The sequence below is a fragment of the Jatrophihabitans sp. YIM 134969 genome (assembly GCF_054456675.1).
In genome coordinates this window covers 1-26,882 of sequence record NZ_JBTJEQ010000004.1, presented here as the reverse complement: position 1 = coordinate 26,882, position 26,882 = coordinate 1, and the positions used below count along the sequence as shown (strand labels likewise).

General features: G+C 72.2%; 24 protein-coding genes and 2 tRNA genes. 15 read left to right on the top strand and 11 right to left on the bottom strand.

Features of this window, described 5'->3' with window-relative positions:
• The first annotated feature begins 49 nt into the window (after positions 1-49).
• On the top strand, positions 50-1,363 hold the full coding sequence (locus tag ACXR2U_RS03575; protein ID WP_458823552.1) for a PQQ-dependent sugar dehydrogenase: 1,314 nt from the start codon (positions 50-52) through the stop codon (positions 1,361-1,363).
• Positions 1,364-1,384: 21 nt separating this feature from the next.
• On the opposite strand, the gene ACXR2U_RS03570 is transcribed toward ACXR2U_RS03575, so the two are convergent.
• Positions 1,385-1,786, bottom strand: coding sequence for an STAS domain-containing protein (locus ACXR2U_RS03570; protein WP_458823551.1), 402 nt, complete (start codon positions 1,784-1,786; stop codon positions 1,385-1,387).
• A 139-nt stretch (positions 1,787-1,925) separates the two neighbouring features.
• On the opposite strand from ACXR2U_RS03570, the gene ACXR2U_RS03565 reads away from it, so the two are divergent.
• Positions 1,926-2,360, top strand: a complete 435-nt coding sequence (locus ACXR2U_RS03565; RefSeq protein ID WP_458823550.1) for an ATP-binding protein — start codon at positions 1,926-1,928, stop codon at positions 2,358-2,360.
• Positions 2,357-2,683, top strand: a complete 327-nt coding sequence (locus tag ACXR2U_RS03560) for an STAS domain-containing protein (RefSeq protein WP_458823549.1) — start codon at positions 2,357-2,359, stop codon at positions 2,681-2,683. Before ACXR2U_RS03565 ends, ACXR2U_RS03560 begins: the two co-directional genes overlap by 4 nt.
• A 9-nt stretch (positions 2,684-2,692) precedes the next feature.
• Here the strand turns inward: ACXR2U_RS03560 and ACXR2U_RS03555 are convergent, their stop codons facing one another.
• Entirely contained in the window at positions 2,693-3,985 is a 1,293-nt protein-coding gene (locus ACXR2U_RS03555) for a DUF1479 domain-containing protein (protein ID WP_458823548.1), read from the bottom strand.
• 91 nt (positions 3,986-4,076) lie between these two features.
• Between ACXR2U_RS03555 and ACXR2U_RS03550 the strand changes: the two genes are divergently transcribed.
• Positions 4,077-5,216, top strand: coding sequence for an ROK family transcriptional regulator (locus ACXR2U_RS03550; RefSeq protein WP_458823547.1), 1,140 nt, complete (start codon positions 4,077-4,079; stop codon positions 5,214-5,216).
• On the opposite strand, the gene ACXR2U_RS03545 is transcribed toward ACXR2U_RS03550, so the two are convergent.
• Complete coding sequence (locus tag ACXR2U_RS03545; RefSeq protein ID WP_458823546.1) at positions 5,185-6,351, bottom strand: helix-turn-helix domain-containing protein; 1,167 nt, start codon at positions 6,349-6,351, stop codon at positions 5,185-5,187. The two genes, ACXR2U_RS03550 and ACXR2U_RS03545, sit on opposite strands and share 32 nt — an antisense overlap.
• A 111-nt stretch (positions 6,352-6,462) precedes the next feature.
• Between ACXR2U_RS03545 and ACXR2U_RS03540 the strand changes: the two genes are divergently transcribed.
• Entirely contained in the window at positions 6,463-6,921 is a 459-nt protein-coding gene (locus ACXR2U_RS03540; protein ID WP_458823545.1) for a VOC family protein, read from the top strand.
• 70 nt (positions 6,922-6,991) lie between these two features.
• Entirely contained in the window at positions 6,992-7,888 is an 897-nt protein-coding gene (locus tag ACXR2U_RS03535; protein ID WP_458823544.1) for an aminoglycoside phosphotransferase family protein, read from the top strand.
• Positions 7,889-7,904: 16 nt separating this feature from the next.
• On the opposite strand, the gene ACXR2U_RS03530 is transcribed toward ACXR2U_RS03535, so the two are convergent.
• The 6 genes from ACXR2U_RS03530 to ACXR2U_RS03505 all read right to left on the bottom strand — a co-directional run bounded on the left by ACXR2U_RS03530 (position 7,905) and on the right by ACXR2U_RS03505 (position 14,086).
• A complete protein-coding gene (locus ACXR2U_RS03530; RefSeq protein ID WP_458823543.1) occupies positions 7,905-9,395 on the bottom strand; it encodes an aldehyde dehydrogenase in 1,491 nt (496 codons plus the stop codon).
• A complete protein-coding gene (locus ACXR2U_RS03525; RefSeq protein WP_458823542.1) occupies positions 9,392-10,579 on the bottom strand; it encodes a CaiB/BaiF CoA transferase family protein in 1,188 nt (395 codons plus the stop codon). The genes ACXR2U_RS03530 and ACXR2U_RS03525 overlap by 4 nt, the downstream gene beginning before the upstream one ends.
• Positions 10,576-11,079: an FmdB family zinc ribbon protein gene (locus ACXR2U_RS03520; protein WP_458823541.1), complete on the bottom strand. Its 504-nt coding sequence runs from the start codon at positions 11,077-11,079 to the stop codon at positions 10,576-10,578. Before ACXR2U_RS03520 ends, ACXR2U_RS03525 begins: the two co-directional genes overlap by 4 nt.
• Before the next feature lie 7 nt (positions 11,080-11,086).
• Positions 11,087-12,376 carry a hydroxyacid-oxoacid transhydrogenase gene (locus tag ACXR2U_RS03515; RefSeq protein WP_458823540.1) on the bottom strand — a complete coding sequence of 430 codons (1,290 nt, stop codon included), beginning with the start codon at positions 12,374-12,376 and terminating at the stop codon, positions 11,087-11,089.
• A complete protein-coding gene (locus tag ACXR2U_RS03510; RefSeq protein WP_458823539.1) occupies positions 12,373-13,185 on the bottom strand; it encodes an N-acyl homoserine lactonase family protein in 813 nt (270 codons plus the stop codon). Before ACXR2U_RS03510 ends, ACXR2U_RS03515 begins: the two co-directional genes overlap by 4 nt.
• Before the next feature lie 160 nt (positions 13,186-13,345).
• Positions 13,346-14,086, bottom strand: coding sequence for a GntR family transcriptional regulator (locus tag ACXR2U_RS03505; protein WP_458823538.1), 741 nt, complete (start codon positions 14,084-14,086; stop codon positions 13,346-13,348).
• 183 nt (positions 14,087-14,269) lie between these two features.
• On the opposite strand from ACXR2U_RS03505, the gene ACXR2U_RS03500 reads away from it, so the two are divergent.
• Positions 14,270-15,211, top strand: coding sequence for a hypothetical protein (locus ACXR2U_RS03500; RefSeq protein ID WP_458823537.1), 942 nt, complete (start codon positions 14,270-14,272; stop codon positions 15,209-15,211).
• Positions 15,212-15,284: 73 nt separating this feature from the next.
• Here ACXR2U_RS03500 and ACXR2U_RS03495 read toward each other — a convergent pair.
• Positions 15,285-15,360, bottom strand: a tRNA-Lys gene (locus tag ACXR2U_RS03495).
• A 98-nt stretch (positions 15,361-15,458) separates the two neighbouring features.
• On the opposite strand from ACXR2U_RS03495, the gene ACXR2U_RS03490 reads away from it, so the two are divergent.
• Genes ACXR2U_RS03490 through ACXR2U_RS03470 form a run of 5 tightly spaced genes read left to right on the top strand, consistent with a single transcriptional unit; the run spans position 15,459 to position 22,963 of the window.
• Positions 15,459-16,682 carry an MFS transporter gene (locus tag ACXR2U_RS03490; RefSeq protein WP_458823536.1) on the top strand — a complete coding sequence of 408 codons (1,224 nt, stop codon included), beginning with the start codon at positions 15,459-15,461 and terminating at the stop codon, positions 16,680-16,682.
• Between the two features lie 7 nt (positions 16,683-16,689).
• Positions 16,690-20,022: a formate dehydrogenase gene (fdh, locus tag ACXR2U_RS03485; RefSeq protein ID WP_458823535.1), complete on the top strand. Its 3,333-nt coding sequence runs from the start codon at positions 16,690-16,692 to the stop codon at positions 20,020-20,022.
• A gap of 35 nt (positions 20,023-20,057) precedes the next feature.
• The gene (locus ACXR2U_RS03480; protein WP_458823667.1) at positions 20,058-20,957 is read left to right on the top strand and encodes a 4Fe-4S dicluster domain-containing protein; all 900 of its coding nucleotides are present in this window, start codon (positions 20,058-20,060) and stop codon (positions 20,955-20,957) included.
• Positions 20,954-22,045, top strand: a complete 1,092-nt coding sequence (gene nrfD / locus ACXR2U_RS03475; RefSeq protein ID WP_458823534.1) for an NrfD/PsrC family molybdoenzyme membrane anchor subunit — start codon at positions 20,954-20,956, stop codon at positions 22,043-22,045. Before ACXR2U_RS03480 ends, nrfD begins: the two co-directional genes overlap by 4 nt.
• Positions 22,046-22,054: 9 nt before the next feature.
• The gene (locus tag ACXR2U_RS03470) at positions 22,055-22,963 is read left to right on the top strand and encodes an acetamidase/formamidase family protein (RefSeq protein ID WP_458823533.1); all 909 of its coding nucleotides are present in this window, start codon (positions 22,055-22,057) and stop codon (positions 22,961-22,963) included.
• A gap of 431 nt (positions 22,964-23,394) precedes the next feature.
• Here ACXR2U_RS03470 and selD read toward each other — a convergent pair whose 3' ends face one another.
• On the bottom strand, positions 23,395-24,384 hold the full coding sequence (gene selD / locus ACXR2U_RS03465) for a selenide, water dikinase SelD (protein WP_458823532.1): 990 nt from the start codon (positions 24,382-24,384) through the stop codon (positions 23,395-23,397).
• Between the two features lie 28 nt (positions 24,385-24,412).
• Here selD and ACXR2U_RS03460 point away from each other — a divergent pair.
• The 3 genes from ACXR2U_RS03460 to selB all read left to right on the top strand — a co-directional run.
• Positions 24,413-24,507 (top strand) — tRNA-Sec (locus tag ACXR2U_RS03460).
• A gap of 32 nt (positions 24,508-24,539) precedes the next feature.
• The gene (gene selA, locus ACXR2U_RS03455) at positions 24,540-25,835 is read left to right on the top strand and encodes an L-seryl-tRNA(Sec) selenium transferase (RefSeq protein WP_458823531.1); all 1,296 of its coding nucleotides are present in this window, start codon (positions 24,540-24,542) and stop codon (positions 25,833-25,835) included.
• Positions 25,836-25,837: 2 nt separating this feature from the next.
• Positions 25,838-26,882: selenocysteine-specific translation elongation factor (gene selB / locus ACXR2U_RS03450; RefSeq protein ID WP_458823530.1), on the top strand; the 1,045-nt coding region annotated here is incomplete at its 3' end.

The window sequence follows — 26,882 nt, the reverse complement described above, 5'->3', positions numbered from 1 at the left end:
TCTGCCGAGCTCCTGGTGTGCGGACGCCGGAGGGCGCACGATGTCCGGTGTGTACCCCCGAACACGTCGTCCGGCCCGTTCCGTCGTCGCCCTCGCCGTCGGAACGCTGGCTCTGACCGGCGCTGCTGCCGTCCCGACCACCTCCGCCGCGGCGGCCTCGTCGTTGCACACGGTCACGGTCACGGTGCCCGCCCAGTTCCGCACCGCGCCGTTCGACGTCGAACGGCGCCTCACCGTGCCCGCCGGGTGGACCGCGAAGGTCTGGTCGCGGGTGGGTGGCGCGCGGATGGCCGCGTGGGCGCCGGACCGCTCGCTGCTGGTGTCGGGCAGTGGCCGGGTGGTGCGGTTGCAGCAGGGCACCAAGGCGGCCGCCGTCCCCGTGCAGACCGTGCTGCTCAGCGGTCTGAACGATCCCCAGGGGCTCGCCTTCGACGGCACCACGTTGTACGTCGGGGAGTCCGACCGGGTGGAGGCGTTCACCTACAGCGCCGGGGTCCTCTCCGGTCGGCGCACCGTCATCTCCGGTCTGCCCGGGGGCGGCCACGACGCCAAGGGGCTGGTCGTCGGAGCCGACCACGCGCTCTACGTCACCGTCGGTAGCGCGGGCAACACCACCGTCGAGGACCGCACCGCCACACCGGAGCGGGCGGCCATCTACCGGGTCGACCCCGCGAGCGGGGCCTCGACGGTCTGGGCGCACGGCGTGCGCAACGGCACGGGTCTCGCGCTCGACCCGAAGGGGGCGATCTGGACGGCGGTCAACAACCGCGACCAGATCGGCTATCCCTGGCACCGGGACTACGACGGCGACGGCACCGACGACTACGGCAAGGTGCTGCAGGGCTACGTCAACGACCACCCGGTCGAGGAGATCGCCAGGCTGACGTCGGGCCGTGACCTCGGGTGGCCGTACTGCAACCCCGACCCGGACGTCACCCCGGGCGTGGCCGGCACCGCGTTCGACTTCACCAAACCGCCGTACGTGGCCGACGTCCAACTCAACCCGGGCGGCACGAAGCTGAACTGTGCGACGCTCCCGCCGATCCAGCTCGGGCTGCCCGCGCACTCGGCGCCGCTCGGCTTCCACTTCGTCACCGGGTCGTCGTTGCCGTCGGCGTGGCGCACGGGTGCGGTGGTCGCCGTGCACGGGTCGTGGAACCGTCAGCCGCCGCAGCCGCCGTCGGTGCAGTTCCTCACCTGGGACGGCAAGGTGCTCGCGGGCTCCCGGACGATGGTCACCGGCTTCCAGGCCGCGGACGGCTCGCGCTTCGGGCGCACGGTCGACGCCGTGCCCGGCCGTGACGGCGCGCTGTACGTCACCGACGACCAGTCCGGGACGGTCTACCGGCTCGCACCGGCCTGACCCGTCCGCCCGGTCGATCCCTCACTCGGCGTCGACGAACTCGAACACCGTGTCGAGTCGGGTGAGCTCGAACAGCCGGAACACCCGGTCGTCCGGGCGGATCACGGCGAGACGCCCGCCGCGCCCGAGCATCGTGTTGCGCAGCGTCACCAGCGTGCCGAGCCCGGTGGAGTCCATGAAGGCGGTGCCGGAGAGGTCGACGACCACGTGCGTGACGGTGGCGTCCTCGCCGACCGGCGTGGCGACGTCGGTGAACCGCGCGGCGGTCTCCTGCAGCAGGGTGCCCCGGACGTGGATCGTGGTCGTGGCGCCGTCGACGCGCGTGGTGACCTCGATCTGACCCGGCGCGAGGGTCGAACCGTCGTCCCGCACGATCTCGCTCCGAGCGGGGGCAGGCGGGGAGCTCGGTTCGGGGTGTGTCACCGCGGGCGTTCCTCTCCCTCACGCGGACCGGTGCCGACGTCGGCGAGACGATAGCGCTTCCACTCGGGCCGGGGAACCGCGCCGTGCGATGATCCGCGGGAACCCTGCAGCACGTGGGACAAACCCTCTCGGAGTGGACATGACGGCCGAACGGATCGCGCTCGAGCTGCCGTCGGACCTCGACGCGCCCTCCGTCGCCCGGAAGGTGGTCGCCGACCACGGAGCGGACCTCGCGCCGAGCCTGGTCGCGGACGCCGTGCTGTGTGTGTCGGAGGTCGTCTCGAACGCGGTGTTGCACGGACGTCCCCGGATCACGCTGCGTCTCGACACCACCCGTGGCGGGTTGGGGGTCGAGGTGACCGACCACGGCGACCCGCTCGATCCCGCGGACCTCCCACCGGTGGACGACGCGAGCCCGCACGGACGCGGCTTGCGCATCGTCGCGGCGTTGTCCCGCGAGTGGGGGGTGCGCCCCGGTGTGACCGAGGACCTCGGCCCGAACAAGACGGTCTGGTTCGAGCTCTACCCCGAGCCGGAGCCGGAGGGGACGTCGGCCGCGGTGACCCCGGCGTGAGCGCGGAGACGGGGATCGAGTTCGAGGACCTCGGCGACGCCGTGACGGTGCGGGTCGCGGGCGAACTCGACATGGCGACCGCCCCGGCGCTCGGCGCAGCGCTCGACCGGCTCGCCGAACGCGCGCCCGCGCTCGTCGTCGTGGAACTGTCGGGGGTGACGTTCCTCGGGTCGGCCGGACTCGGCGTGCTGGTACAGGCCCGCCGGGATCTCGCTGCCGCGGGATCGCGACTGGTGCTCGCCAAGGCGAACGACGCCGTCCTGCGGCTGTTCCAGATCACCCACCTGGAGTCGGCCTTCGAGTTCGACCCGCCGCGGGGTTGAGACCCGGGCTCAGACGAGACCGAGGCCTCGCCGACCGATCTCGTTGAGGTCGGCCACGCCGAAGCGGTCGGCCCAGGTGCGCTCGTAGTGCTCGGCCGGGAAGTCGCTCGGGCTCTCGCCCGCGAGGAAGGCCGCCCGGACCTGTTCGGCGTACGCCTCGTTGCGCGGGCACCAGGGCGCGGCCGGGATGTACATGACGTTGCCCCACCCCTGCTGGTCCTGCACCGGCGCGACGCTGTGGACCATGTCGCAGTGCCACCACACCGAGTCGCCGGCGCGGACGTCCGGGATGCCGGCCAGGGCCCGCATCAGCAACGGGTGCCAGCGTTCGTTGGCGGGGAACGTCCGGTTGGTGGTGACGCCGCACATGTCGTCGTCGGGGACGTCGGCGAGCAGCGGCCGCAGCATGAGGTAGCCCATCGCGGACGGGATCGGCACCGTGTGCAACACACCCTGGTCGTGGGCCATGTCGGAGAGCGCGGTCCAGCCCTGGAACGTGCGGAACGCCGAGCACATCGTGGTTCCCGGGTACTGCGGCCCGGCGGTGCGGTGGGACGCGTCCCAGGGGTCGTAGCTCTCCGGCGTGCCGTCGAACAGGTGGCGGAAGGTGCGCTGGTAGGCCTCGGTCATCCAGAGGTCGAGCGTGCCGGGGTCGAGGTGGGTGCCGAGGCCGCCGGAGTCCGCACCCTCGGGGCGACGGCGGATCCGGTCCGGGTACAGGGAGTCCCGGTCGGGGTCGAACCACTGCGTGCCCTCGGACTCGTGCGTCCACCGGTGGTTGAGGAACGACTGCACCGTGGCCATGCGCTCGCTCTGCCGCGCCTGCATCTGCGGGTGTGACCAGTAGACCGGGTAGATCTTGGGTCGGCTGCCGACGCTCTCGAAGAAATCGTCGGCCGGGCCGGTGTAGCTCTCGAAGAACCGGTTGGACTCGACGTAGTCGAGGATCTCGCGGTCCCAGCGCAGCGCCTGCTCGTGCGGGAAGTGCCCACGGACGACCAGGCATCCTCGCCGCCGGACGTGCTCGATCTGTTCGGGCGTGACGCGTCCGGACGCGATGTCGGCGTAGTCGATCTCCGGCCAGACGGGCCGGCCGGCGGCGAGGTCGGACTCGATCTGTTCGACCTCGGTCCGCACGCGGTCCTCGACGACCGCGAAGACCTCCTCGACGGTGCGCCCGGACGCCTCGATGCGCGCGCGGAGGGCCGCCTTGACCTCGCGGGTGGCCGCGGCGAGGTCGGCAGGCGGGGTCTCCCAGTGCGGGAGAGCGGGCAGATCGGTCGAGGTGACGGTGGCGGTCACGGGTGCCTCCGGGTTGAAGAGGAGTCCTTACTGGTGCTGACCGTACCGGGCGTCCCGCAGTCAGACAAGAGTCCTGCCTAAACTGCCGGACGTGACCGCGCCCAAGCCGTCGCTCGAACTGCTCCGCTCGCTCAGCGACGCGAACGTGCTGCAGGCGTTGATCGACGCCCGCCGGGCCACCCGCGCGGAACTCGCCACGCTCGCCGGCATCTCGAAACCCACGGTCGCCGAGAGCGTGCGCCGGCTGGAGGTGGCCGGGGTCGTCGTCGACACCGGCGAGCGCACCACCGGCCCGGGACGGGTCGGGACCTACTACGCGGTGGCGCGGTCGGTCGGGGTCGCCCTCGCCGTGGGGATCGCACCGGGCGGCGTCGTCGCCGAGGCGCTCGACGTGCACGGCGAGGTGCGCGCGCGGGCGGAGTCGGAGGTCGCCCGGCCGGCGCGCCCCCGCGACGTCGCAGCGTCCCTTCGGGCGGTGGCCCGCCGGGTGGCGCGGGACGCCGCGGTGCCGGTGCGGCTCGCGGTCGTCAGCGCCGCCGATCCGGTCGACCGTGGGTTCGGCCGGTTGGTGCACCTGCCCGACGCGCCGTTCCTCGTCGGCGAGTTGTCACCGGCGTCGGTGCTGGATGCCGTGGTCGACGGCGAGGTGGTCGTGGACAACGACGTCAACTGGGCGGCCCGGGCCGAGCGGGCGGCCGCCGGACCCGGCCTCGACGACGTCACCTACCTGCACCTGGGCGAAGGCCTCGGTGCCGCGGTGGTGAGCGACGGCGAGGTGCGGCGCGGTCACGGTGGGCTCGCCGGGGAGATCGCCCACCTGGTCACGACCGGCCCGGGCGGACGGGCCATGGCGTTCACCGAGGTCTTCGCGGCGCTCGGCCTGCGCCGCGAGGCGTCGACGGCGATCGACGTCCCCGCTCTGCTCGAGGCGTTCGCGGGTCGGTCGGCCCGGTCGCGGTCGGTGACCGCCGCGGTGGCGACGGCCGTCACGGGGGTGGTCGCGGCCGCGGTCGGCCTGGCCGATCCGGCGGTGGTCGTGCTCGGCGGGACGTGGGGGGTCGTGCCGGAGGTCGTCGACGCGGTGGCCGGAGGGGTGGCCGGTCTCGCCCGCCCGGTCCCCGTGCGCGCCGCGGCCGTGGTGGTCGAGCCGTCGCTCTCGGGGGCCCGTGCCCACGCGGTCGACGCGCTGCGCCGCCACGTCACGGAGTACCGGCAGCACCGTCCGACCTGACCGCGTCGCCGAGCACGAAGCTCAGGCCGACCAGGGTCTCGGTCGCCTCGAGCGAGGCGCCGGTCACCGCCTCGAAGCGACGCAGGCGGTAGCGCAGCGTGTTCACGTGCACGGGGATGACGCGGGCGGCCCGGCCGACGTGACGGTCGGCGGCGAGGTAGGCCGCGACCGCTGCGAGGATGTGGGCGCCGAACTCACCCTCGGCGAGCACGGGGTCGAGGTAGCGCCGGCGCAACATCGCGGTCACCTCCGGAGCGCTGGCGGCCGCGGCCCGCCACCCGAGGTCCTCGAGGGCGATGACCCCGGTACGGCCGAGGGTCCGGGCTGCGGTCAGCACGGCGCGGGCCGACTCGAACGACTGCGGCAGCTGGTCGAGTCGGACCGCCGGACCGAGCGCGACGACGGCTCCGCCTCCGATCGGTTCCGGCCGGAACGCGATGACACCGATGCACTGTGCGCCGATCGTCGCGACGACCCCACCGTGGGGGCGGTGGCGCGTCACCTGTCGCTCCAGTTCGGCCTGCAGCCCGACGATGTCGGTGGCCCACGCCGTCACGGCGCGGTGGCTGTGGTCGGGGTCCAGTCCGATGTCCTCGGCGGCGGCGGCGGCGGCGACGGTGGCGTCGCCCGCCCACCGACCGTCGCGGACGCCCAGCAGGAAACCCTGTGCAGCACGGGCCTTCTCGAGTGCGCCGGCGATGTCGGACTCGCGGTAGACCGCGACGACGTGGGCGGTGTAGGCGTCGCTGTACGCCCACAACTCCGACACCGCGGCGACGGTCGCCGGCGCGTCCAGGCCGACGGAGGGCGCGAGCTGCAGGACGGTGTCGCGCACCGCGCCCATGGTCACGCGGAAGGCCTGCATGATGTCCTGGATCGGCACCCCCTGCTTGGCGCGCGCTGACGACGACCTCTCGGCCTGGTCGATGTGCGGGGGTGGAGGGACGGTGCCGGACTGCAGGACCACGGCGACGTCGCCGACGATCTCGACGACGGAGGCCTCGACGTCTCCCGCGGGCACGACGCCGTAACTCGGCAGCCGGTCGCCTATGCGGGCGCGGACGGTCCCAGCGATCTCCGTGGCGGATCCGACCAGGGCATCGGTCAGCCGGTCGAGGGGTCGAGCCGTGCTCACGATCGTCGATGCTATCGGCGGTTCCGTGGTCCCGGGCGACAACTCCGGGTGCTGACCGTTGTCGCGGTGGACGGTGACGGGGCGGCTCGGCCGTCCCTAACGTCGCCGGACATGCCACTGCCACCGAACCCGCCCCGGAACCCCGACTCACCCTTCGCCTCGATGCGGCCGCACCACACCGGCGTCCGCTACCCCGACTTCGAGGACGCCCGGGCGTTCTGGGTGGATCAGCTGGACTGGCGGGTGTTGCAGACCTGGCCCTACGGCGACCTGACCCTCGCCTACGTGATGCCGCCGGACGACGACGGGTTCCACCTCGAGATCCTCGCCGGACCCGGTGCCGTCGCGCAGCCCGAGTTCGCCGACGTCGACGCGAGTCTCGGCGTCACCGGTCTCAACCACGTCTGCCTCGAGGTCGACAGTGTCGACGACACGCTCGCCGACCTGCTGGCGCGCGGTGTCACCGTCGTGAACGAGCCGTTCGAGATCGAGGACATCAGCGCGCGGTTGGCGTTCTTCCGCGACCCGTGGGGCAACATGTTCGAGCTGTCGCAGCGGTTGCCGGGCTGACCCGAGACGCTCGTGCCCAGGAGGAAAACCTCGGGCCGGCGACGGTGGCCACGCGCTACGGTCGGCCCCGATGTCGGATGCGGGCGCGATGCACGAGGACGAGGTGGCGATCAGCGACGCCACCGTGCGGCGCCTGGTCGACGATCAGTTCCCCGCCTGGCGGGCGCTCCCGTTGCGCCGGCTGCCGCCGTCGGGCACCGACAACCAGTTGTTCCGCCTCGGTGACGACCTCCTCGTCCGGATGCCCCGGATCGGGTGGGCGGCAGCCTCGGCCGCCTGGGAACACCGCTGGTTGCCCCGGCTCCGCGAGCACCTGACCACGGCGGTCCCGGTACCGGTCGCGCTGGGCCGACCCGGGGAGGGCTACCCGTGGCACTGGACGGTCGTGCCGTGGATCGAGGGACGCAACCCCACCGAGCAGACCTTCGATCCCGAGGTGTGGGCGGTGAGCGTCGGTCGGTTCGTACGGGAGTTGCGGCAGGTGCCGGGCCTGGACGCCCCGGTCGTCGAGGAGGGCCGCGGTGCCCCGCTCGCCGCGAACGACGAGATCATCCGGACCTGGCTCCCGCGGGTCGACACGAGCGAGGTGGACCCCTCCGCGCTCCAGGCGGTGTGGCGCGACGCGCTCGAGGCCCCGGCGTGGGACGGCGGAGCCCGGTGGTTCCACGGGGACCTGCACGAGGGCAACCTGCTCGTGCGTGAAGGCCGCTTGGCCGCGGTGATCGACTGGGGGGCCGCCGGCCGCGGCGACCCGGCGGTCGAGCTCAACGCGATGTGGGGCTACCTGCCGGCGTCGGTCGCCGAGTTCTACCGCGCGACCGTCGGGCTCGACGAGGCGGCGTACCGGCGGGGCCGCGGGTTCGCCCTGCAGCCTGCGCTCACCGGGTCGGTCTACTACCGCCGCTCGGCGCCCCACCTGGCGGCCCAGGGGCTCGCCACACTGAAGGCCCTCGTCGCGTCGCTGTGACCGCCGGGTGGCGCGGTCACCCGAGCTGGAACGGGTCCCGGGTACCGCCGGTGAGTTCGACGAACACGGACTTCTCCTCGAGGTACTCGTGCACGGCGTCGAGGCCGTTCTCCCGGCCGATGCCGCTCGACCCGAACCCGCCGAAGGGCATGTTGGGCGCCACGACCCGGTAGGCGTTGATCCACACCGTGCCGGCCCGGACCTTGGCCGCGACCCGGTGCGCGCGGTGCACGTCCTTGGTCCACACCGCACCCGCGAGCCCGTAGGGGGTGTCGTTGGCGAGCTCGAGCGCCTCCTCCTCGGTGGCGAAGGTGTACGCGGCGAGCACCGGCCCGAAGACCTCCTCGCGCACGATGGTGGTGCCCGAGTCGACGTGCGTGACCACGGTCGGCTTCACGAACAAGCCGCCGCGGTCGGCGTCCGGTTCGCCGCCGCACGCGAAGGTCGCGCCCTCGGCGGCGGCCCCGCGCAGGTACCCCAGGACCTTCTCGTACTGGGCCTGGTTCGCCACCGGGCCCATCTCGGTGTCGGGGTCGGTGGGGTCGCCGAGCTTGATGGTGTCGGCGCGCTCGACGATCTTGGCGACCAACGCGTCGTGGACGTCCTCGTGGACGATCAGCCGCGAGCCCGCCATGCAGGTCTGGCCGGTGGCGGCGAACACCCCGGCGATGAGCCCGTTCGCGGCCGCGTCGAGGTCGGCGTCGGGGAACACGATCTGCGGGCTCTTGCCGCCGAGTTCGAGGGTGACGCGGTTGACGTTCGCCAGAGCGGCCTGCGCGACCTTGATGCCGGTGGCGGTGGAGCCGGTGAACGCGATCTTGTCGACACCCGGGTGGGCGGCCAGGTGCTCGCCGGTCGAGCGGTCCCAGCCGGTGACGACGTTGAGCACGCCCGCCGGCAGACCGGCCTCGTACAACACCTCGGCGAACGCGACGGTCGAGGCCGGCGCGTGCTCGGAGGGCTTGACGACACAGGTGTTGCCGGCGGCGAGCAGCGGCGCGAGCTTCCACGTCAGCAGGAGCAGCGGCGAGTTCCACGGCGTGATGGCCCCGACGACGCCGACGGGCTCACGCACGGTGTAGCCGAAGTAGTTCGGATTCGCGGGCGGCACGGTGCGTCCCTCGAGCTTGTCGGCGAGCCCCGAGAAGTACAGGTACCACTGCGGGAGGATGCCGAGCTGGCCCTGCATCTCGCGCAGCAGCTTGCCCGAGTCGTTGACCTCGAGCCGGGCCAGCCGGTCCGCGTTCGCTGCGATGCCGTCGGCGATCCGGCGCATGACCGCGGCCCGCTGGAAGCCCGTCATCCGGCCCCACTCACCGTCGAACGCGGCGCGGGCGGCGCCCACCGCGAGGTCGACGTCGTCCGGGCCGCCGTCGGCGAGCACCGCCCAGGGCTGCTGGAGGTACGGGTTCTGCGACTCGAAGGTGCGGCCCGACCGGGCCGGGACGGAGCGACCGTCGATGAACAGCTCGAAACGTTCCAGTTCCGGGGCGGAGGTGGCGGTCACGGTGTTCCTCTCGTGGTGGGACCGTTGCGGTGTGCAGCAGTGGCGCGCAGATCGGCCAGGACCTCCTCGGTGTGCTCGCCGAGGCGTGGTGGGTCGCGGCGGACGACGCTGGAGCGGCCGTCGACCTTCCAGGGGCCGTTGACCACCTCGGTGTCGCCGTGTCCGTCCCGGTGCACGGTCACCACCATGTCGCGGCGGCGGACGCCGGGGTCGTGCAGGACCCGGGCCAGGTCGTCGATCGGTCCGACCGGGACGCCGGCTGTCTCCAGACGCGCGATGACGTCGTCGGTCGTCAACGCGTCGAGCCGTTCTCCCAGACGCCGCAGCAGTTCCCCCTGCGAGGCCAACCGCAACGGGTTGGTGGCGAACCGCGGGTCGGCCGCGAGCTCGTCGAGGTCGAGCCCCGCGCACATGCGTTGGAACTGGGCGTCGTTGCCGACGCAGATGTTGACGTGGCCGTCGGCGGTCCCGAACGTCCCGTACGGGGCGATGGCCGAGTGGCCGTTGAAGTCCTTGGGCGGCAGCTCGCCGGTGGCGAGGTGCCGCGCCGCGTGCTGGGTGAGCATCGCGACCAGGCTGTCCTGCATGGCGATGTCGAGGTCGCGGCCACGTCCGGAGGCGCGGCGTTCGTAGAGGGCGGCCACCACGGCGGTGGCGGCGAACATGCCGGACGCGAGATCGGCCGCGGGCACACCCCACTTGACCGGGACGCCCAGCGGACCGGTCAGGGACATGACGCCCGACGTCCCCTGGACGATCTGGTCGTACCCGGCACGGGAATCACCGTCCTGGCCGTACCCGCTGATCGAGCAGATGATCAGGCCGGGGTTGTCGGCCCGCAGGGTGGTGGCGTCGAGGCCGAGCCGGGCGGCCGTGCCCGGCCGCCAGTTCTCGACGACGACGTCGGCGGTCGCGACGAGGTCGAGCACCGCCTGCAGGTCCACCGGGTTCTTCACGTCGAGCGCCACGCTGCGCTTGTTGCGGTTGACCGACATGAAGTACGCCGAGTCGTCACCCACGAACGGTGGACCCCAGTGCCGCGCGTCGTCGCCGCGACCGGGCGCCTCGACCTTGACGACGTCGGCGCCGAGGTCCGCCAGCATCATCGTGCTGAACGGGCCGGACAGCGCCTGGGTGAAGTCGACGACGCGGACGCCCGCGAGCAGGTCGAGACCCGTCGTCACGCGCCGCCGGTCGGACGTGCCGCGGGCGTGGCCGGTGCGACCGGTGCCGGTGTCGACGCCGGCGCGGCCGGCGGGTGCGGGTGCGGGTGCGTGTGGCCAGCGCCGTGGTCGTGGTCGTGACTGTGTCCGTGCGCGTGGCCGTGGCTGCCGAGGTCGACGTCGCCCGCCCGCAGCGGCGCGTCGTGGTACCGGCCCTCGTGGGCGAGCACCGGCCGGCGGTCACCCGCGATCTCCGGGTACTTGGCCTCCAGCCGTTGCCGGTCCGACCACTGGCGACGCAGACCTGCGATGTACTCGGAGTTCCCGTTGTAGGTGCCCTTCCACGTCTGCGGCATGCGGTCCTGCGACAGGCCGGCGTCCGCCCGGCCGAGCAGGGCGCCCGCCGACACCAGCTTGGTGCTGGCGGCGCCGCACGCACAGAGCGGCGCCTCGCCGCCGGTGATCGGGATGTGGTGCTCGAAGCGGTGACCGCTCGCGCACCGGAAGTCGTGCAGGGGCATCAGGGCGTCACCAGTTCTCGATCGAACCCGCGAAGATCCGCGCGATGTCGTCCTCGTCCGGCGTGCGCGGGCAGGTGGCGAGCAGGCGCTGCTGCTTCATCGTGCCGGGCACCAGGTCGGGGATGTCGGCCTCGGTGTAGCCGACCGCCCCGATGCCGTTGGGGATGTCGATGTCGCGCATGAGGGCGGTCAGCGCGCTGGGGAGCTGCTCGGACTCCTTGCTCACCTTCTCGTGGTTCGGGTCCAGCATCGCGGCGGCCCGCAGGTGCCGTTCGGGTGCGCTCTCGAAGCTGAACCGGAACGCCTCGGGCGCGGTGAGGGAGACCGACTGCCCGTGCGGCACCATCGCTTCGTCGCTCGGGTAGCCCGCGGGGTGGTAGTCCTTCACCATGCCCGCGATGGGGTAGGCGTTCGCGTGCGGGATGTGCACCCCGGAGTTGCCGAAGCCCATGCCGGCGAACGTCGCCGCCATCATCATGTCGCTACGGGCCTTGAGGTCGTCGCCGTGGCTGACGGCGCGCCGGAACGACGACGCGATCAGCGCCAACGCCTTCTCGCACCACAGGTCCGACACCGGGTTCGAGCCGCAGTACGTGACCCGCTGTTCCGGGGTCTTGCGGTCGAAGGTCTCGTACCAGCGCGCCGTGTAGGACTCGAGCGCGTGGCACACGATGTCCATGCCGGACGCCGCGGTGACCTCGGCCGGCAGCGACAACGTCAGCAGCGGGTCGATGATCGCGAGCGTCGGGCGCAGCCGCCAGTGGCTGATGCCGGTCTTGACCTTCATCGACAGCACGTCGAGCACGCACATCGCGGTGCTCTCGGAGCCGGTGCCCGCGGTGGTCGGGATGGCGATGAGCGGCTTGAGTTGACCGGACGGCGCCTTGGCCTGCCCGATCGGCTTGTTGATGTAGTCCATCAACTCGCCGCCGTCGGTGATGATGAGGTTGACGGCCTTGGCGGTGTCGATCGAGGAACCGCCGCCGACGGCGATGTAGCCGTCCCAGGGGCCGGCCTCGCGGGCGTACCCGGCCGCCTTGTCCATGGAGTCGTCGGTCGGCTCGACGTGGCAGCCGTCGAAGATCTCCGAGGTGATCCCGCGCTGCTGCAGCAGATCCGCGATGCGGTGGGGGATCCCGCTCGCCATGATCTTGGGGTCGGTGAGGATCAGGACCCGCTTGGCGCCGAACTGCGCCATCTCGAAGCCGACCTCGTCGACCGCGCCGGCGCCGAACTTCAGCGGGGGCGCGCCCCACGTGAAGATGGTCTCCTCGGTCAGGTTCACGCCTTCGGTCACCGGTACACCCCGTCCGGAGCCGTGCGGAGCTTGGTGATCTGTTCGGGATCGTGGCCGAACACCATGGTGGCGTTGCTCTCCTCGCCGATCTTGCGGAGCTTCTCGACCGAGCTGAACCAGCTCTCGAGGTTGTTGACGATCGACGCGGGCACGGCCGGCGGGCCGTAGCTGTCGCCCATGTACACGGCGTCGGACGTGAAGATCATCGTGCCGGAGTCGGCGAGGTCGACCTTCATCGACATGCTGCCGATGGTGTGGCCAGGGGTCTGGATGAAGCTGACGCCGGGCAGGAAGGCGACGTCGCCGTCGACGGTCTCGAACTCCAGGCCCTCGTAGTCGGCCTTGAGGTGCGCTCCGGCGAAGGGGCCGTCGAAGTTGAACGCGTAGTCCTTCTCGGGCTTCGAGCAGACCAGCTTGGCGTTGGTGTTCTGGAACAGCTTCACGTTGCCGGCGTGGTCGAAGTGCAGGTGCGAGAGCACGACGTAGTCGATCTCCCCGGGACCGACCCCGAGTGCCTTCAGCCGCGAGTCGAGGTACTCCTCCTCGCTGACCTTGTCGTACGGGAAGAAGTCCTGCAGCCCGGTCGGCTCCCAGCGCTCCTCCCAGTCGCGTGGACAGCTGGTGTCCCAGAGCAGCTTGCCGTCGGGGGTGTCGACCAGGACGCAGTGCGACGGGACGTCCGTCCACACCGAGGGTTGGCCCCGCATCTGTCGGGTCTGGATCGACTTGCCGGGCGCGAGGAGCAGCCAGGTGAGATCGGCGGTCATCGCGCCGCACGGGATGATGCTGACCGAGTTCGCTGTGCTCATCGTGGCCTCCGTTGGCACGGTGCGACACCACGCGGGGTCACGGACACCCACGTCGCCGTCGGCACTTTGTACGGCCAAATCAGCCGTGGCTCGGACCTTGCTCCTGTCGCCGGGTCATGTCAACCATCCGCCGGTGAAGAGGATCCGATGTCGTCGCGGTTCACCGCGGATGGCGTCGCAGCCGTACCCGGTACGAGTAGTGATCGGGATCGAAGTGACTGACGGCGAGCTCGACCGGCTGGTCGCGCGGGTCGAAGTACAACCGGTCGATCCGCAGCACGGCCGTCCCGGGCGGGGGCACGAGGTGCGCGGCGAGCTCCGCGGGAAGGGTCGTCGCCGTGACGCTCTGCTCGGCGTCACGGATCGGGCGGTCGGCCAGCGTGTCGACCAGCCCGATGACGGTCACCCGGCTGACGGCGCCCGCCGTCCTCAACGCGGCGTTGCCCTCGAGCTGTTCGCCGACGTCGCTGGGCAGCGCGACGTCGGTGTGGCAGAACGGGACCGACCCGTGCCGACGGATGAACGACACGCTGTGCACGCTGTCGCCCGGCACCCGCAGTCGGCTCGCGGCCGCGGCGTCGACCCGCCTCTGCAACGGGCGCACGATGACACAGTCGGTGTCGAGCGAGAGGCTCATGAGGTCCTCGACCGAACCGAGGTGGCGCAGGTACCGGTCGGAGCGGCTGACCGGGTAGGTGCCCCGACCGGCGACCCGGTAGACCAGCCCCTCGTTGACCAGTTCCTGCATCGCGCGGCGGACGGTCTGCCGGCTCACCCCGCGGCTCGCGGCCAGTTCGGCCTCGGTGGGCAGGCGGTCGTCGTCGCCGTAGTCGCCCGTCAGGATCGCCTCGCGCAGGGTCGCGGCGAGGGACCCGTAGCTGGTGGTCCGGGCCGACGTCATCGCGGGGCGCCCCTTCGACGGTGGCCGGATCCCGTCACGGGTCGCGGATCCGGCGCGACCGCAGCCTAAACCGCAACGGGTCGCTCGTGCCGTGGAACCGCTGTCGCCTCCCACCGGATCTGCACGGTGGAGACGAGGGAGACGTGCATGACGGGTGGGTGGCCACGGGTCCGGTGCTGGTCGATGGCGCTCGTCGCCGTCGTCCTGGTTCCCGCGGCCCTCGCGGGATGTGCGTCGGCCCCTGTGTCCACGCCGACGGCGCGGGCCGCCGCGACGTCCGCTGCTCCGACGGCGGCCGGCAACCGGGCCGCGGCTCAGGCCGCGGCCGACCGGTTGGCGACCGGAGCGGTGCTGCCGCCCGGCGCGGTCGCCGTCGACCGGCCGCCCGAGGGGCTGAGCGGCCCCGTGACAGGCATCCCCCTGAGCACCCAGCTGATCGACACCGTGCGCTACGCGTCCGTGCCGATGACGATGTCCGAGGCGACGGCCTGGTTCGACGCGCACCCGCAGGGCGGGCTCCTCGCGAACGGCACCGGCAGCACCGGGTCGCTCTCGGGGCCCACCACGTCCGGCTTCGCCTACGCGCCGCCCGGTCCGCCACCCGACTGGGGCACGGCCACCCTGGACATCAGTCTGGCGGCCGACGGCTCGACCACCGCGCTGCGCATCGACGGCATCGCGCAGTGGGTCGACCCGACACCGGTGCGGGACACCGCGGGCGGCCCGGCGTTGCGCGTGTCGGTGGCCGACGGATGCCCCGTCTCGGACAGGGGTTTCCTCGACGTCGTCAACCTGGATGCCCCCGACCTCGACGACCGCCTGCTGCCGACCGCCGCACCGACGGGCGGCCTCCGCTGCAGCTACGACGGCGGGAACGGTTCGCCGCCCTCCGCCCTCAGCCAGACGTCGGCGCTGGACGCGTCGCAGGCGGCGTCCGCGGCCACGGAGCTCTCGCGCATCCCGCTGGGCAGTCGCGGTTCCGGACCGCGCAACTGCCCGATGGACGACGGCCGGGCGACCGTCTGGGTGTTCAGCTACGCCGGCCGCGCCGACGTGGACGTCTGGCAGCGGACGTCCGGCTGCGGTGGGGCCACCAACGGCCACATCGTGGCGAGCGGGTTCTGAGCGCCGGCGTTCCGCTGAACCAGTATGGGCGCGTGCGAGCCTCTGGGAGGCTGCGTCCGTCCGTCGGTCGTGCTGGTGCGCCGCGAGGGAATCGAACCCCCAACCCGCTGATTAAGAGTCAGCTGCTCTGCCAATTGAGCTAGCGGCGCGGGTGGCCAGGTACCTGGATCGCAGGTAGCCGGACCGACCGATGACGGTACCAGGGCGGGTCGGGCGCTCCACCGGCGCGGTGCGAGCATGACCTCCCGTGACCACCCGCCCCACCACGGCCTGGCCCGCGGCGCTGGTCAACGGGCTGACGTTCGCCGTGTTCCTGCAGTGGGTCGGGGCGGGGGCGGTGCTGCCCACGTTGCCGGTGTTCCTCGAGCAGAAGGGGGCGGGGCCGGCGCTGGTCGGCGTCGCGATGTCGGCCTTCTTCGTCGCCGGTGTGCTCTTCCAGTACCCCTTCGGACGGCTGACCGACCGGGTCGGCGAGCGACCGGTCCTGGTGGCCGGGCTGCTGGTCTACGCCGTCGCGAGCCTGGCGTTCCTGCTCCCGGTCTCGCCGTGGGCGTGTGTCGGCGCCCGGTTCGTGCAGGGCGTCGGGTCCGGGGCGGTGACCGTGGCCGCGCTGGCGGCGATCGGACGGCACGTGCCCGGCGAGGTCAAGGGCAAGGCGTTCGCCCGGGTCTACGCCGGCGACATCGGCGGGCTCGCGGTCGGGCCGCTGCTCGGCGCGATCGCCGGCACCGACCACCTCGGCACGTTGTTCCTGGTGTCCGCCGTCGCCTCGGTGCTCGCGGCCGTCGCCGTGGCCGGCATCGTCCCCGCGCGGCGGGCACCCGTGGCGGCGGCGCACGCGGTGGGGGTCGTCGCCGAACGTCTCCTCGCCGACCCGGCGCGCAAGCGGCTGCTGCTGGGCCTGCTGCTGGTCGCGGGCATCGCCGGGCTGACCGCCGGCGTCTACGAGACGTGCTGGACCCTGCTGCTCGACGCCCGCGGAGCCTCCACCTGGGCGATCGGGTTGTCGTGGACGTTGTTCTGCGTGCCGTTCGTGGTGTGCACGCCGCTCGCCGGCCATCTCGCCGACCGGTTCGACCGCGCCCGCCTCACCAGTGTCAGCCTGGCGACGACCGTCGTGCTGGTCGGCGTCTACCCGTTCATCGGGTCGCTCGCCGTGGTCATCGGCCTGGGGGTGCTCGAGGCCGTCGGGACGGCCATCGCGTTCCCCGCGGCGCAAGCCCTGCTCGCCGACAGCGTGCCGACCGCCGCGGTCGGGCGGGCGCAGGGGCTGTTCACCGCGAGCCAGACCGCCGCGACCGCGGTTGCGGCCGCCGCGGGTGGCGCGCTGTTCGCCGTGCGACCGGCTGCCCCGTTCGTCGCGACGAGTGTGGTGTGCGTGCTCATGTTGGGCACGCTGGCCGTGATGTGGCGGTCGGGGGACGTCCGAACGGCGAGCCCCCTCGACGTCTCCACCGGACGAGGGGTTTGATGTAGCCGTGGGCGCGAAGGAGTTCATCGGCTCGTGGCCGGTACTGCGCCAGATCACGGGGCCGGACCGGTTGGCGCGCGGCGCCGCGGCGAGCAGCCCCACCACCCAGAACCTGCAGGCCCGGACCACCACGGCCGACCGCGTCGTCAAGTCCGTCTGCCCGTACTGCGCGGTGGGCTGCGGCCAGAACGTCTACGTCAAGGACGAGCAGATCGTCCAGATCGAGGGCGACCCCGACTCCCCGGTCAGCCGCGGCCGGTTGTGCCCGAAGGGCAGCGCCAGCAAGCAGCTGGTCACCAGCGACACCCGCGTGACCACGGTCCGGTACCGGCGCCCCGGCGGCACCGAGTGGGAGGACCTCGACCTGGCGACGGCGATGGACATGATCGCCGACCGCGTGATGGCGTCGCGGAAGAAGTACTGGCAGGACACCGACGAGCACGGGCGGCCGCTCAACCGCACGCTGGGCATCGCGAGCCTCGGTGGCGCCACGCTGGACAACGAAGAGAACTACATCATGAAGAAGATCTACACCGCGATGGGCGCGGTGCAGGTCGAGAACCAAGCCCGTATTTGACACAGTTCCACGGTTCCCGGTCTGGGGACCACGCTCGGTCGTGGCGGTGCCACGAGCTTCCAGCAGGACCTGGCCAACGCTGACTGCATCCTCATCGAGGGCAGCAACATGGCCGAGGCCCACCCGGTCGGTTTCCAGTGGGTCATGGAGGCCAAGAAGCGCGGCGCGACGATCATCCACGTCGACCCCCGGTTCACCCGGACCAGCGCCGTGAGCGACGTCCACGTGCCCATCCGTGCCGGCACCGACATCGCGTTCCTCGGCGGGCTCGTGCACCACATCCTCGAGAACGACCTGGACTTCCGGGACTACGTCGTCGCGTACACGAACGCGTCGCACATCCTGCGGGAGGACTTCGCCGACACCGAGGACCTCGACGGCATCTTCTCGGGGTGGGACCCCGAGACCAAGAAGTACGACGCCACCACCTGGCAGTACGAGAACGCCTTCGAGCAGGCGCCCGCCGGTAGCGGCGTGCCCGAGCAGCCGGGCACGCTCGGCAACGAGCTCGGCAAGGGCGTCCCGGGGGAGCAGGGTCGGTCGTCGAAGGCCCCGCCGCGGCCGCACCGCGACGAGACCCTGCAACACCCGCGCTGCGTGTGGCAGGTGCTCAAGCGTCACTTCGCGCGCTACACGCCTGAGATGGTCAGCGAGATCACCGGTGTGACGCCGGAGCAGGTCGTCCAGGTCGCCGAGACCATGGCGCGCAACAGCGGCCGTGAGCGCACGTCGGCGATCTGCTACGCCGTGGGGTGGACCCACCACAGCGTCGGGTCGCAGATGATCCGGACGTCGGCGATCCTGCAGTTGCTCCTGGGCAACATCGGCCGACCGGGCGGCGGCATCATGGCCCTGCGCGGTCACGCGTCGATTCAGGGCTCGACCGACATCCCGACCCTGTTCCACATCCTGCCGGGCTACATCCCGATGCCGTCGGTGCACCGTCACCAGACCCTTGACGAGTTCGTGGCCGCGGACGCCGGGAAGACCGGCTTCTGGGGCAACATGCGCTCGTACATGGTCTCCCTGCTCAAGGCCTGGTACGAGGACGCCGCCACCGAGGACAACGACTTCGGCTTCGGGCTCATCCCCAAGATCAGCGGCGACCACGGCACGTACACGACGGTGATGAACCAGATCCAGGGCAAGACCGGCGGCTACTTCCTCGTGGGTGAGAACCCTGCGGTCGGTTCGGCCAACGCCAAGCTCCACCGCATGGGCATGGCCAACCTCGACTGGCTGGTCGTGCGCGACCTGCAGATGATCGAGTCGGCGACGTTCTGGAAGGACGGCCCGGAGATCGAGACCGGGGAGCTCAAGACCGAGGAGATCCAGACCGAGGTCTTCTTCCTCCCCGCCGCGAGTCACGTCGAGAAGGCCGGGACGTTCACCAACACCCAGCGACTGTTGCAGTGGCGGCACAAGGCGGTCGAGCCGCCGGGCGACTCCCGCAGCGATCTCTGGTTCTACTGGCACCTGGGCAACAAGCTCAAGGAGCGGGTCAAGGACTCGACCGACCCGCGCGACCGTGGTCTGCAGGCGATCACCTGGGACTACGCCGGCGACGAACGCGCAGCCGACGGCACCATCGAGCCGGACGGTGAGAAGGTGCTGCGCGAGATCAACGGCACCGGCCCCGACGGGAAGGCGCTGTCGAGCTACACCCAGTTGAAGGACGACGGCTCGACCCGTTCGGGCTGCTGGATCTACTGCGGCGTGTTCGCCGACGAGGTCAACCAGTCGGCTCGGCGCAAGCCAGGGTCGGAGCAGAGCTGGGTGGCACCGGAATGGGGCTGGGCGTGGCCGAGCAACCGCCGCATCATCTACAACCGCGCCTCGGCCGACCCCGAGGGCAAGCCGTGGAGCGAGCGCAAGGCGTACGTCTGGTGGGACGAGGAGCAGGGCAAGTGGGTCGGGCACGACATCGCCGACTTCGAGGCCACCAAACCGCCGAGCTACCGCGCGCCCGAGGGGGCGACCGGTCCGGCCGGGATCAACGGTGACGACCCGTTCATCCTGCAGACCGACGGGAAAGGTTGGCTGTTCGCGCCGGCCGGGCTCGCCGACGGCCCGCTGCCGACCCACTACGAGCCGTTCGAGTCGCCGGTGGTGAACGCGCTGTACCCGGAGCAGCAGGCCAACCCGGCGCGGGAGTTCCTGCAGGGCGGGCACCTCGACAACCAGGTCAACCCGAGCCAGTCCGACGTCTTCCCGTTCGTGTTCACGTCCTACCGGCTCACCGAGCACCACACGGCCGGCGGCATGAGCCGGACGCTGCCGTACCTCGCCGAGTTGCAGCCTGAGATGTTCTGCGAGATCTCCCCGACGCTGGCGAAGATCCGTGGGCTGGAGAACCTCGGGTGGGCCACCATCACCACCGCCCGTGGGGTCATCGAGGCTCGGGTGCTGGTCACCGACCGGGTGCGCCCGCTGCGGGTCGGGCCGACCACCGTGCACCAGGTCGGCCTGCCGTGGCACTGGGGGAAGAACGGGTTGTCGACCGGTGACGCCCAGAACGACCTGGTCGGCATCGTCATGGACCCCAACGTCCACATCCAGGACAAGGTCGGGACGTGCGACATCCGGCCGGGCCGACGTCCGCGCGGTCCGGCCGTCCTCGAGCACGTCAGGCGCTACCGTGCGATGGCCGGACTCGAGACCGTCGAGCACCCGCGCGGTCCGCAGGACAGCACCGCCGAAGCGGACCACACCCCCGGTGGGGATCCGGAGACCGACGCACGAGCAGGAGGTGGTGACGAGTGACGAGTCTCGACCCGCGCAACCGGCTGTCCGGACCCATGGCCGACGTCTCCGCCGACGCCGGCTACGCGCCGGATCACCCGCCCCGCAAAGGGTTCTTCACCGACACCTCGGTGTGCATCGGCTGCAAGGCCTGCGAGGTGGCCTGCAAGGAGTGGAACGAGGTGCCCGAGGACGGCATCTCGCTGACCGGGATGTCCTACGACAACACCATCGCGCTCGGCGCCTCGACCTGGCGTCACGTGGCGTTCATCGAGCAGGCCACTCCCGCCGCGACCACCGCGCCGGTGTCCATGGGGATGCCGACGCTCGGACCGCCGCCGAACGCGATGATGCCCGAGCAGGGCGTCGAGGACGACGACGAGAAGCCGGGCATCCGCTGGCTGATGAGCTCCGACGTCTGCAAGCACTGCACCCACGCGGCCTGCCTCGACGTGTGCCCGACCGGCGCGTTGTTCCGCACCGAGTTCGGCACCGTGGTCGTGCAGCAGGACGTGTGCAACGGCTGCGGCTACTGCGTTTCTGCGTGCCCGTACGGGGTCATCGACCAGCGCAAGGACGATGGTCGGGTCTTCAAGTGCACGCTCTGCTACGACCGCCTCGGCGCCGACCAGACCCCGGCGTGCGCGAAGGCCTGCCCGACCGAGTCGATCCAGTTCGGTGACCTCGACGAGTTGCGTGCCCGCGCCGATGCCCGTCTCGCGACCCTGCAGGACCAGGGCGAGACCAAGGCCCAGCTCTACGGGCACGATCCCGACGACGGTGTCGGTGGCGACGGCGCGTTCTTCCTGCTGCTCGACGATCCCGAGGTGTACGGGTTCCCGCCGGACCCGGTGGTGACGACGCGTGACCTGCCGTCGATGTGGAAGCACGCGGCGCTCGCCGCCGGTGCGTTCGTGGGGCTCGCGGTCTCGGCGTTCGCCGGGCGGCGCCGGTGAGCGGGCCGAACGGCGCCGGCCCGAACGGCGGTGGTCCCAGCGGCGAGGCCGAGGTGACCGGGTACGCCCAGCAGACACCCGGCCGCTCCGACCAGCGCCGTCGCCGCAAGCGGGGCGGCGCCGAGACGCTGATGGTTCCCGAGGCGGACTTCCGCAGCTACTACGGCCGGCAGATCCTCAAGTCGCCGACCTGGGAACGCCTCGACATCGCGGGCTACCTGTTCGCCGGTGGGCTCGCGGCGGGCAGTTCGCTGATGGCCGCGCTCGGTGATGCGACCGGACGCGAATCCCTCGTGCGCATCGGGCGTCTGGGTGCCGTCGGCGGGATGAGCGTCTCGTTCGTCGGCCTCATCCACGACCTGGGTCGACCCGAGCGGTTCACCAACATGCTGCGGGTGTTCAAGCCGACCTCGCCGATGTCGGTCGGCACCTACATCATCTCGGCGTTCTCCGCCTTCGCCTTCCCGGCCGCGGCGGCCGACGTCGCCGGCGGCCTGCCCGCCGTCAGCCGCGTCCTCGGGTCGCGGGCGTCACTGCTGCCGCCGCTCACCCGCGCCGCCGGCTTCGCCGCCGCCGGTGTCGCGCCCGGGGTGGCGACGTACACCGCGGTGCTCATCGCCGACACCGCTGTTCCCGCGTGGCACGAACCCCACCGCGAACTGCCGTTCGTCTTCGCGGGCAGCGCCATCATGGCCGGCGGTTCGTTGGGAGCGTTGTTCGGTGCAACGGACGACGTCGACGCCGCGCACCGCATGGTCATGGCCGGCGGCCTGGTCGAACTGGCCGCCGAGCAGGTCATGCAGCGACGTATGGGCATCGTCGCCGAGGCCTTCGAAGAGGGCGAGGCCGGACGGTTGATGACGGCGGCCAAGGCCGCGACCGCCGGTGCGGTCGTGAGCGCCGCCCTCGGTCGGTGGGTCCCGCTGCTCGGGCGACTGTCGGGCCTGCTCGGGCTCGCGGGTTCGGCGCTCACCCGTTTCGGCATCTTCCAGGCCGGCGTGCAGTCGGCCGAGGACCCACGCTTCGTCGTCGTGCCGCAGCGTGAGCGGCTCGAGCGGGAAGGCCGCGCGAGCGCCGACGCCCGGTAAGAAAGATCCATGCGCATCCCGAGCACGTCCTTCCACAACGTCTGGGACAACACGATCGAGCCGGTCCTGACGATCGAGCCGGGCGACACCGTCGAACTCGAGATCCAGAACGCCTCCGGCGGGCAGATCGCGCCGGGGTCGACCACCGAGGACGTCGTCGGGATGGACTTCGGCCTGGTCAACCCCGTCACGGGCCCGGTCTTCGTCACCGGTGCCGAGCCGGGCGACGCGTTGGTGGTCGATGTCCTCGACATCGCCGTGGACGACTGGGGGTGGACCGCGAACATCCCGGGCTTCGGGTTGCTCGCCCCGGACTTCCCCGAGCCGCACCTCGCGTTCTCGCAGATCGCCGGGGGAGTGGTCCGGCTGTTCGGCGGCATCGAGATCCCGTCCGTCCCGATGATCGGCACGATCGGGATGCCCGCGGCCGAACCCGGCGCCCTGCCGATGGTCCCGCCCCACCGCCACGGCGGGAACCTCGACATCCGTGACGTCGCCGTGGGGACCCGGTTGCGGCTGCCGGTCGCCGTCGCCGGCGGTCTGCTGTCGATCGGTGACACCCACGCCGCGATGGGCGACGGCGAGGTGTGCGGCACGGGCGTCGAGACCGGCTCGGTCGTCACCGTGCGGATCTCGGTCGAGAAGGGAGCCGCGCCGCCCGCGGCCGTCCTCGAGACCGACGGCCGCACCGCGCGCGTCGGGCCCCACCTGATCGCCACCGGGGTCGGCCCCGACCTGTGGGAGGCGGCCCGCGACGCGACCCGTTCCGCGCTCGACCTGGTCGTCGCCCGGACCGGTCTGTCCGCTGTCGACGCCTACCTGCTGCTCAGCGTCGCGGCCGACCTGCACATCAGCGAGATCGTCGATCTGCCGAACGTCGTCGTGTCACTCCACCTGGCGCGAAGCGGCATCTGCTGAGACCTCTCGGTCGCGTGGGCGTTTCCGTGCACGCTTCTTCCGCGGACGACGACACCGGGCCCCGCGAACACGGCGATAACCGGACATCCCGGGCCGTCACCGAGGCGGCTGGGGAGGGGCGTCGCGAAAGATCGAAAACGGATGTGGATCTTGCGTTAGACCTCAGCTCGACGTGGACACCACATGCCCTGTCGGCCGCTCACGCAGCCGGCACACGGGGGAAAGACCAGCACCACCCAACGCTGTCCCACTGCGTCCTGTCCTGACCGGCGACGGTCAGGGGAGGGCTCAACCGGAGGTCCCCCGTGGCGTACATCCTGATTCCGCTGTTCCCGATGCTCGGCGTGTGGCTGTTCCTCGCCGCCCGGACGGGGGGCAGCTCCCGTCTCGACAGCCTCGCCGAGCGAGGCGCACCCGCCGAAGCCGCGCCTTCAGCGCACCGTGACGACCGGGCCGCCGGTGGTCGCCGGCACCAACTCGCCGATGACCGTCCCACCCGGCACCTCGCCCGCCACCAGCAGCCCGCCCGACGTCTGGGCGTCCGCCAGCAGGACGAGCTCCAGGTCGTCGACCGTGGCCGCCAGGTGCGGACGCACCCAGTCGAGGTTGCGGCGTGAGCCGCCCGGCACGAAACCCGCGGCCAGACTCTCCCTGACGTCGTCGAGGTAGGGCACCGCGGCGGAGTCGACCACCGCGGCGACGCCCGAGGCCCGGGCGAGCTTGTACAGGTGACCGAGCAGACCGAAGCCGGTGACGTCGGTGGCCGCCACGATCCCCGCGGCCAGGGCCGCGATCGAGGCGTCGCGGTTGAGGGCCGTCATCGTCGCCACGGCCTGGGGGAACGTGTCCCCGGTGGCCTTGTGACGGTTGTTGAGCACTCCGGTGCCGAGCGGCTTGGTGAGGCTCAGTGGCAGCCCGGCCACCCCGCGGTCGTTGCGCAGCAGGTGGTCGGGGTCGGCGATGCCGGTGACCGCCATGCCGTAGAGGGGTTCGGGGGCGTCGACGCTGTGGCCACCGCCGACGAAGCAGCCGGCCTCGTCCGCGACGGCCGCCCCGCCGCGCAGCACCTCGGCCGCCAGGTCGAACGGCAGGACGTCGCGCGGCCACCCGAGCAGGTTGACGCCCACCAGTGGCGTCCCGCCCATGGCGTAGACGTCGGACAGCGCGTTGGCGACGGCGATCTGCCCCCAGTCGTAGGGGTCGTCCACCACCGGCGTGAAGAAGTCGGCCGTGGCGATGACGGCCCGACCGCCCTCGATGCGCACGGCCGCGGCGTCGTCGCCGGTGTCGAGCCCGACCAAGAGCTCACCCACCGGGTCGCGGGGACTGGCCCGGAAGCCGGCCACGACGGCTTCGAGTTCGCCGGGCGGGATCTTGCAGGCGCAGCCACCACCGTGGGCGTACGAGGTCAACCGTTGCACCCGCCCACCGTAGGCTGACCCGTCGCGGGGAGGCGTACGCGTCCTGGTGGGCGCCGCGGTCTTCAACACCGACGAGGTCGGGCATCCCGGCCTGGCGGGTTCGATTCCCGTCCGCCTCCGCCACCCGCCCCGGGGCACCTGCCTACTGTGGCCGGGTGACCGACGTGCGCCGCGCCGTGCCGCGGACCGACGCCGTCCTGGCCGATCCTGCGCTGGCCCCCGCGCTCGACCGGCTCGGTGCGGTCACCGTCAAGGACGCGGTCCGCGTGGCGCAGGACGCCGTGCGGCGCGGGGACCTCGACCCGGACGGTCTGGTGCCGGCCGTACTGGCCGCCCTGCCCCGCGCACCGGGCGGGATGACGGCCGTCGTCAACGCCACCGGCGTCGTGGTCCACACCAACCTCGGCCGGGCGCCGCTCGGCTCAGCCGCGATCGAGGCCCTCACCGTGGCCGCGGGACCCACCGACGTCGAGTTCGGCCTGGAGTCCGGGGCGCGGGCGCGGCGGGGCCGCGACACTCTCGCCGTCCTGCGCGCCGCCGTGCCCGCGGCGGGAGACGTCCACGTCGTCAACAACGCCGCTGCGGCACTGGTGCTGTGTGCAACGGTGCTGGCCGGTGGGGGCCGCGAGATCGTGGTCTCGCGCGGCGAGATGGTCGAGATCGGCGATGGTTTCCGCCTTCCCGACCTCTTGGTCTCGACCGGCGCGGTGCTGCGTGAGGTGGGGACGACGAACCGCACGACCGTCGCCGACCACGCCGCGGTGATCGGACCGCAGACCGGTTTCGCGCTCAAGGTGCACCCCTCGAACTTCGTCGTGTCCGGGTTCACCGCCGCGGCTCCCCTGCGGGAACTGGCCGCGCTCCCGGTGCCGGTGGTCGTCGACGTCGGTTCGGGACTGTTGCACCGGGATCCGATGTTGCCGGACGAGCCGGACGTCACCAGTGCGCTGCGCGACGGCGCGAGCGTCGTCCTCTGCAGTGGCGACAAGCTGCTCGGTGGCCCCCAGTGTGGGCTGTTGTTCGGTGACGCCGCCGTGATCGAACGGCTGCGTCGCCACCCGCTGGCCCGTGCGCTGCGGGTCGACAAGCTGACGTTGGCGGCGCTGCAGGCGACGGTGGTCGCGGACACGACCCCGGTTCGCGAGATGCTGGCGGTACCGGTCGAGTCGTTGCGTCGCCGGGCCCGGGAGTTGGCCGCGGCCGTCGGACACCCGGACGTCGAGGCCGTCGACACCACGGCCACCGTCGGCGGCGGGGGCGCCCCCGGGGTCGACCTGCCCAGCGCCGGCGTCGCCGTGCCGGCGGAGACCATCGCGCGGTTGCGCCGGGGTGATCCGCCGGTCGTCGGGCGGGTGCACGAGGGGCGCGGGGTGCTCGACCTGCGCACGGTGTCACCGGCGGCTGACGCCGAGCTCGGCGCGGCCCTCGGCCGGGCGCTCGAGGACGACTGACGGTGGCTGTCGTCGCCACCGCGGGGCACGTCGACCACGGCAAGTCGACCTTGGTCCGTGCGCTCACCGGCATCGAGCCTGACCGCTGGGCCGAGGAACGCCGTCGCGGGATGACGCTCGACCTGGGATTCGCCTGGACCACCCTGCCGTCCGGCGTGGAGCTCGCGTTCGTCGACGTCCCGGGGCACGAACGGTTCGTCCCGACGATGCTGGCCGGGGTGGGGCCGGTGCCCGCGGTCGTCCTCGTGGTCGCCGCCGACGAGGGCTGGAAGCCGCAGTCGGCCGAACACCTCGAGGCGCTCGACGCACTCGGCGTCTCGCACGGGTTGCTGGTCGTCACCCGCAGCGATCTCGCGGACCCGGCCGCGGCGACCCGTCAGGCGGCCGAGGCGCTGGAAGGCACGTCGCTGGCGGGCATCCCGGCCCTCGCGGTGAGCGCCGCGACCGGAGCGGGGATGGACGTCCTGCCGCGGGCGCTCGACGACCTGGTCGGTCGCCTGCCGCGACCGTTGCTCGATGCACCGGTGCGGTTCTGGGTCGACCGGGCGTTCAGCATCCGGGGCGCGGGAACCGTCGTCACCGGCACGCTCGGGGCCGGGACGGTGCGGGTCGGGGACGAGTTCGAGATCGCGCCGGGCGGCGGCCGTGTCACGGTGCGCGGGGTGCAGACGGCGGGCCGTGACCTGGCCGAGGCCGTTCCGGTGTCGCGGGTCGCTCTCAACCTGCGCGGGGTGTCGCCGGGTGACGTCGCCCGCGGCCACGCCCTGCTGACCCCGGGCGCGTGGGCGTCGTCGGCAGTGGTCGACGTGCGGCTCGACGGTCCGCCGCCGCGCGAGGCGACCCTGCACGTCGGCTCGGCCGCGGTCCCCGCCCGGATCCGGCCGCTGGGCGAGGACCTGGTGCGGGTGACCACCACCCACCCGTTGCCGTGGCACGTCGGCGACCGGGCGCTGCTGCGCGATCCCGGCGCGCACACCGTCGCGGGCGGGCTGACGGTCCTCGACCCGTCACCCCCCGCGCTGCGCCGGCGCGGGGCGGCCCGCGACC

Bases quoted from the DNA above. Each gene is read 5' to 3' on its own strand.
- ACXR2U_RS03540 (WP_458823545.1), top strand. From the start codon at position 6,463: ATGCCACTGCCACCGAACCCGCCCCGGAACCCCGACTCACCCTTCGCC.
- ACXR2U_RS03505 (WP_458823538.1), bottom strand. From the start codon at position 14,086: ATGACGTCGGCCCGGACCACCAGCTACGGGTCCCTCGCCGCGACCCTG.
- ACXR2U_RS03510 (WP_458823539.1), bottom strand. From the start codon at position 13,185: ATGAGCACAGCGAACTCGGTCAGCATCATCCCGTGCGGCGCGATGACC.
- ACXR2U_RS03565 (WP_458823550.1), top strand. From the start codon at position 1,926: ATGACGGCCGAACGGATCGCGCTCGAGCTGCCGTCGGACCTCGACGCG.
- ACXR2U_RS03520 (WP_458823541.1), bottom strand. From the start codon at position 11,079: ATGCCCCTGCACGACTTCCGGTGCGCGAGCGGTCACCGCTTCGAGCAC.
- ACXR2U_RS03535 (WP_458823544.1), top strand. From the start codon at position 6,992: ATGTCGGATGCGGGCGCGATGCACGAGGACGAGGTGGCGATCAGCGAC.
- ACXR2U_RS03500 (WP_458823537.1), top strand. From the start codon at position 14,270: ATGGCGCTCGTCGCCGTCGTCCTGGTTCCCGCGGCCCTCGCGGGATGT.
- ACXR2U_RS03480 (WP_458823667.1), top strand. From the start codon at position 20,058: ATGGCCGACGTCTCCGCCGACGCCGGCTACGCGCCGGATCACCCGCCC.
- ACXR2U_RS03470 (WP_458823533.1), top strand. From the start codon at position 22,055: ATGCGCATCCCGAGCACGTCCTTCCACAACGTCTGGGACAACACGATC.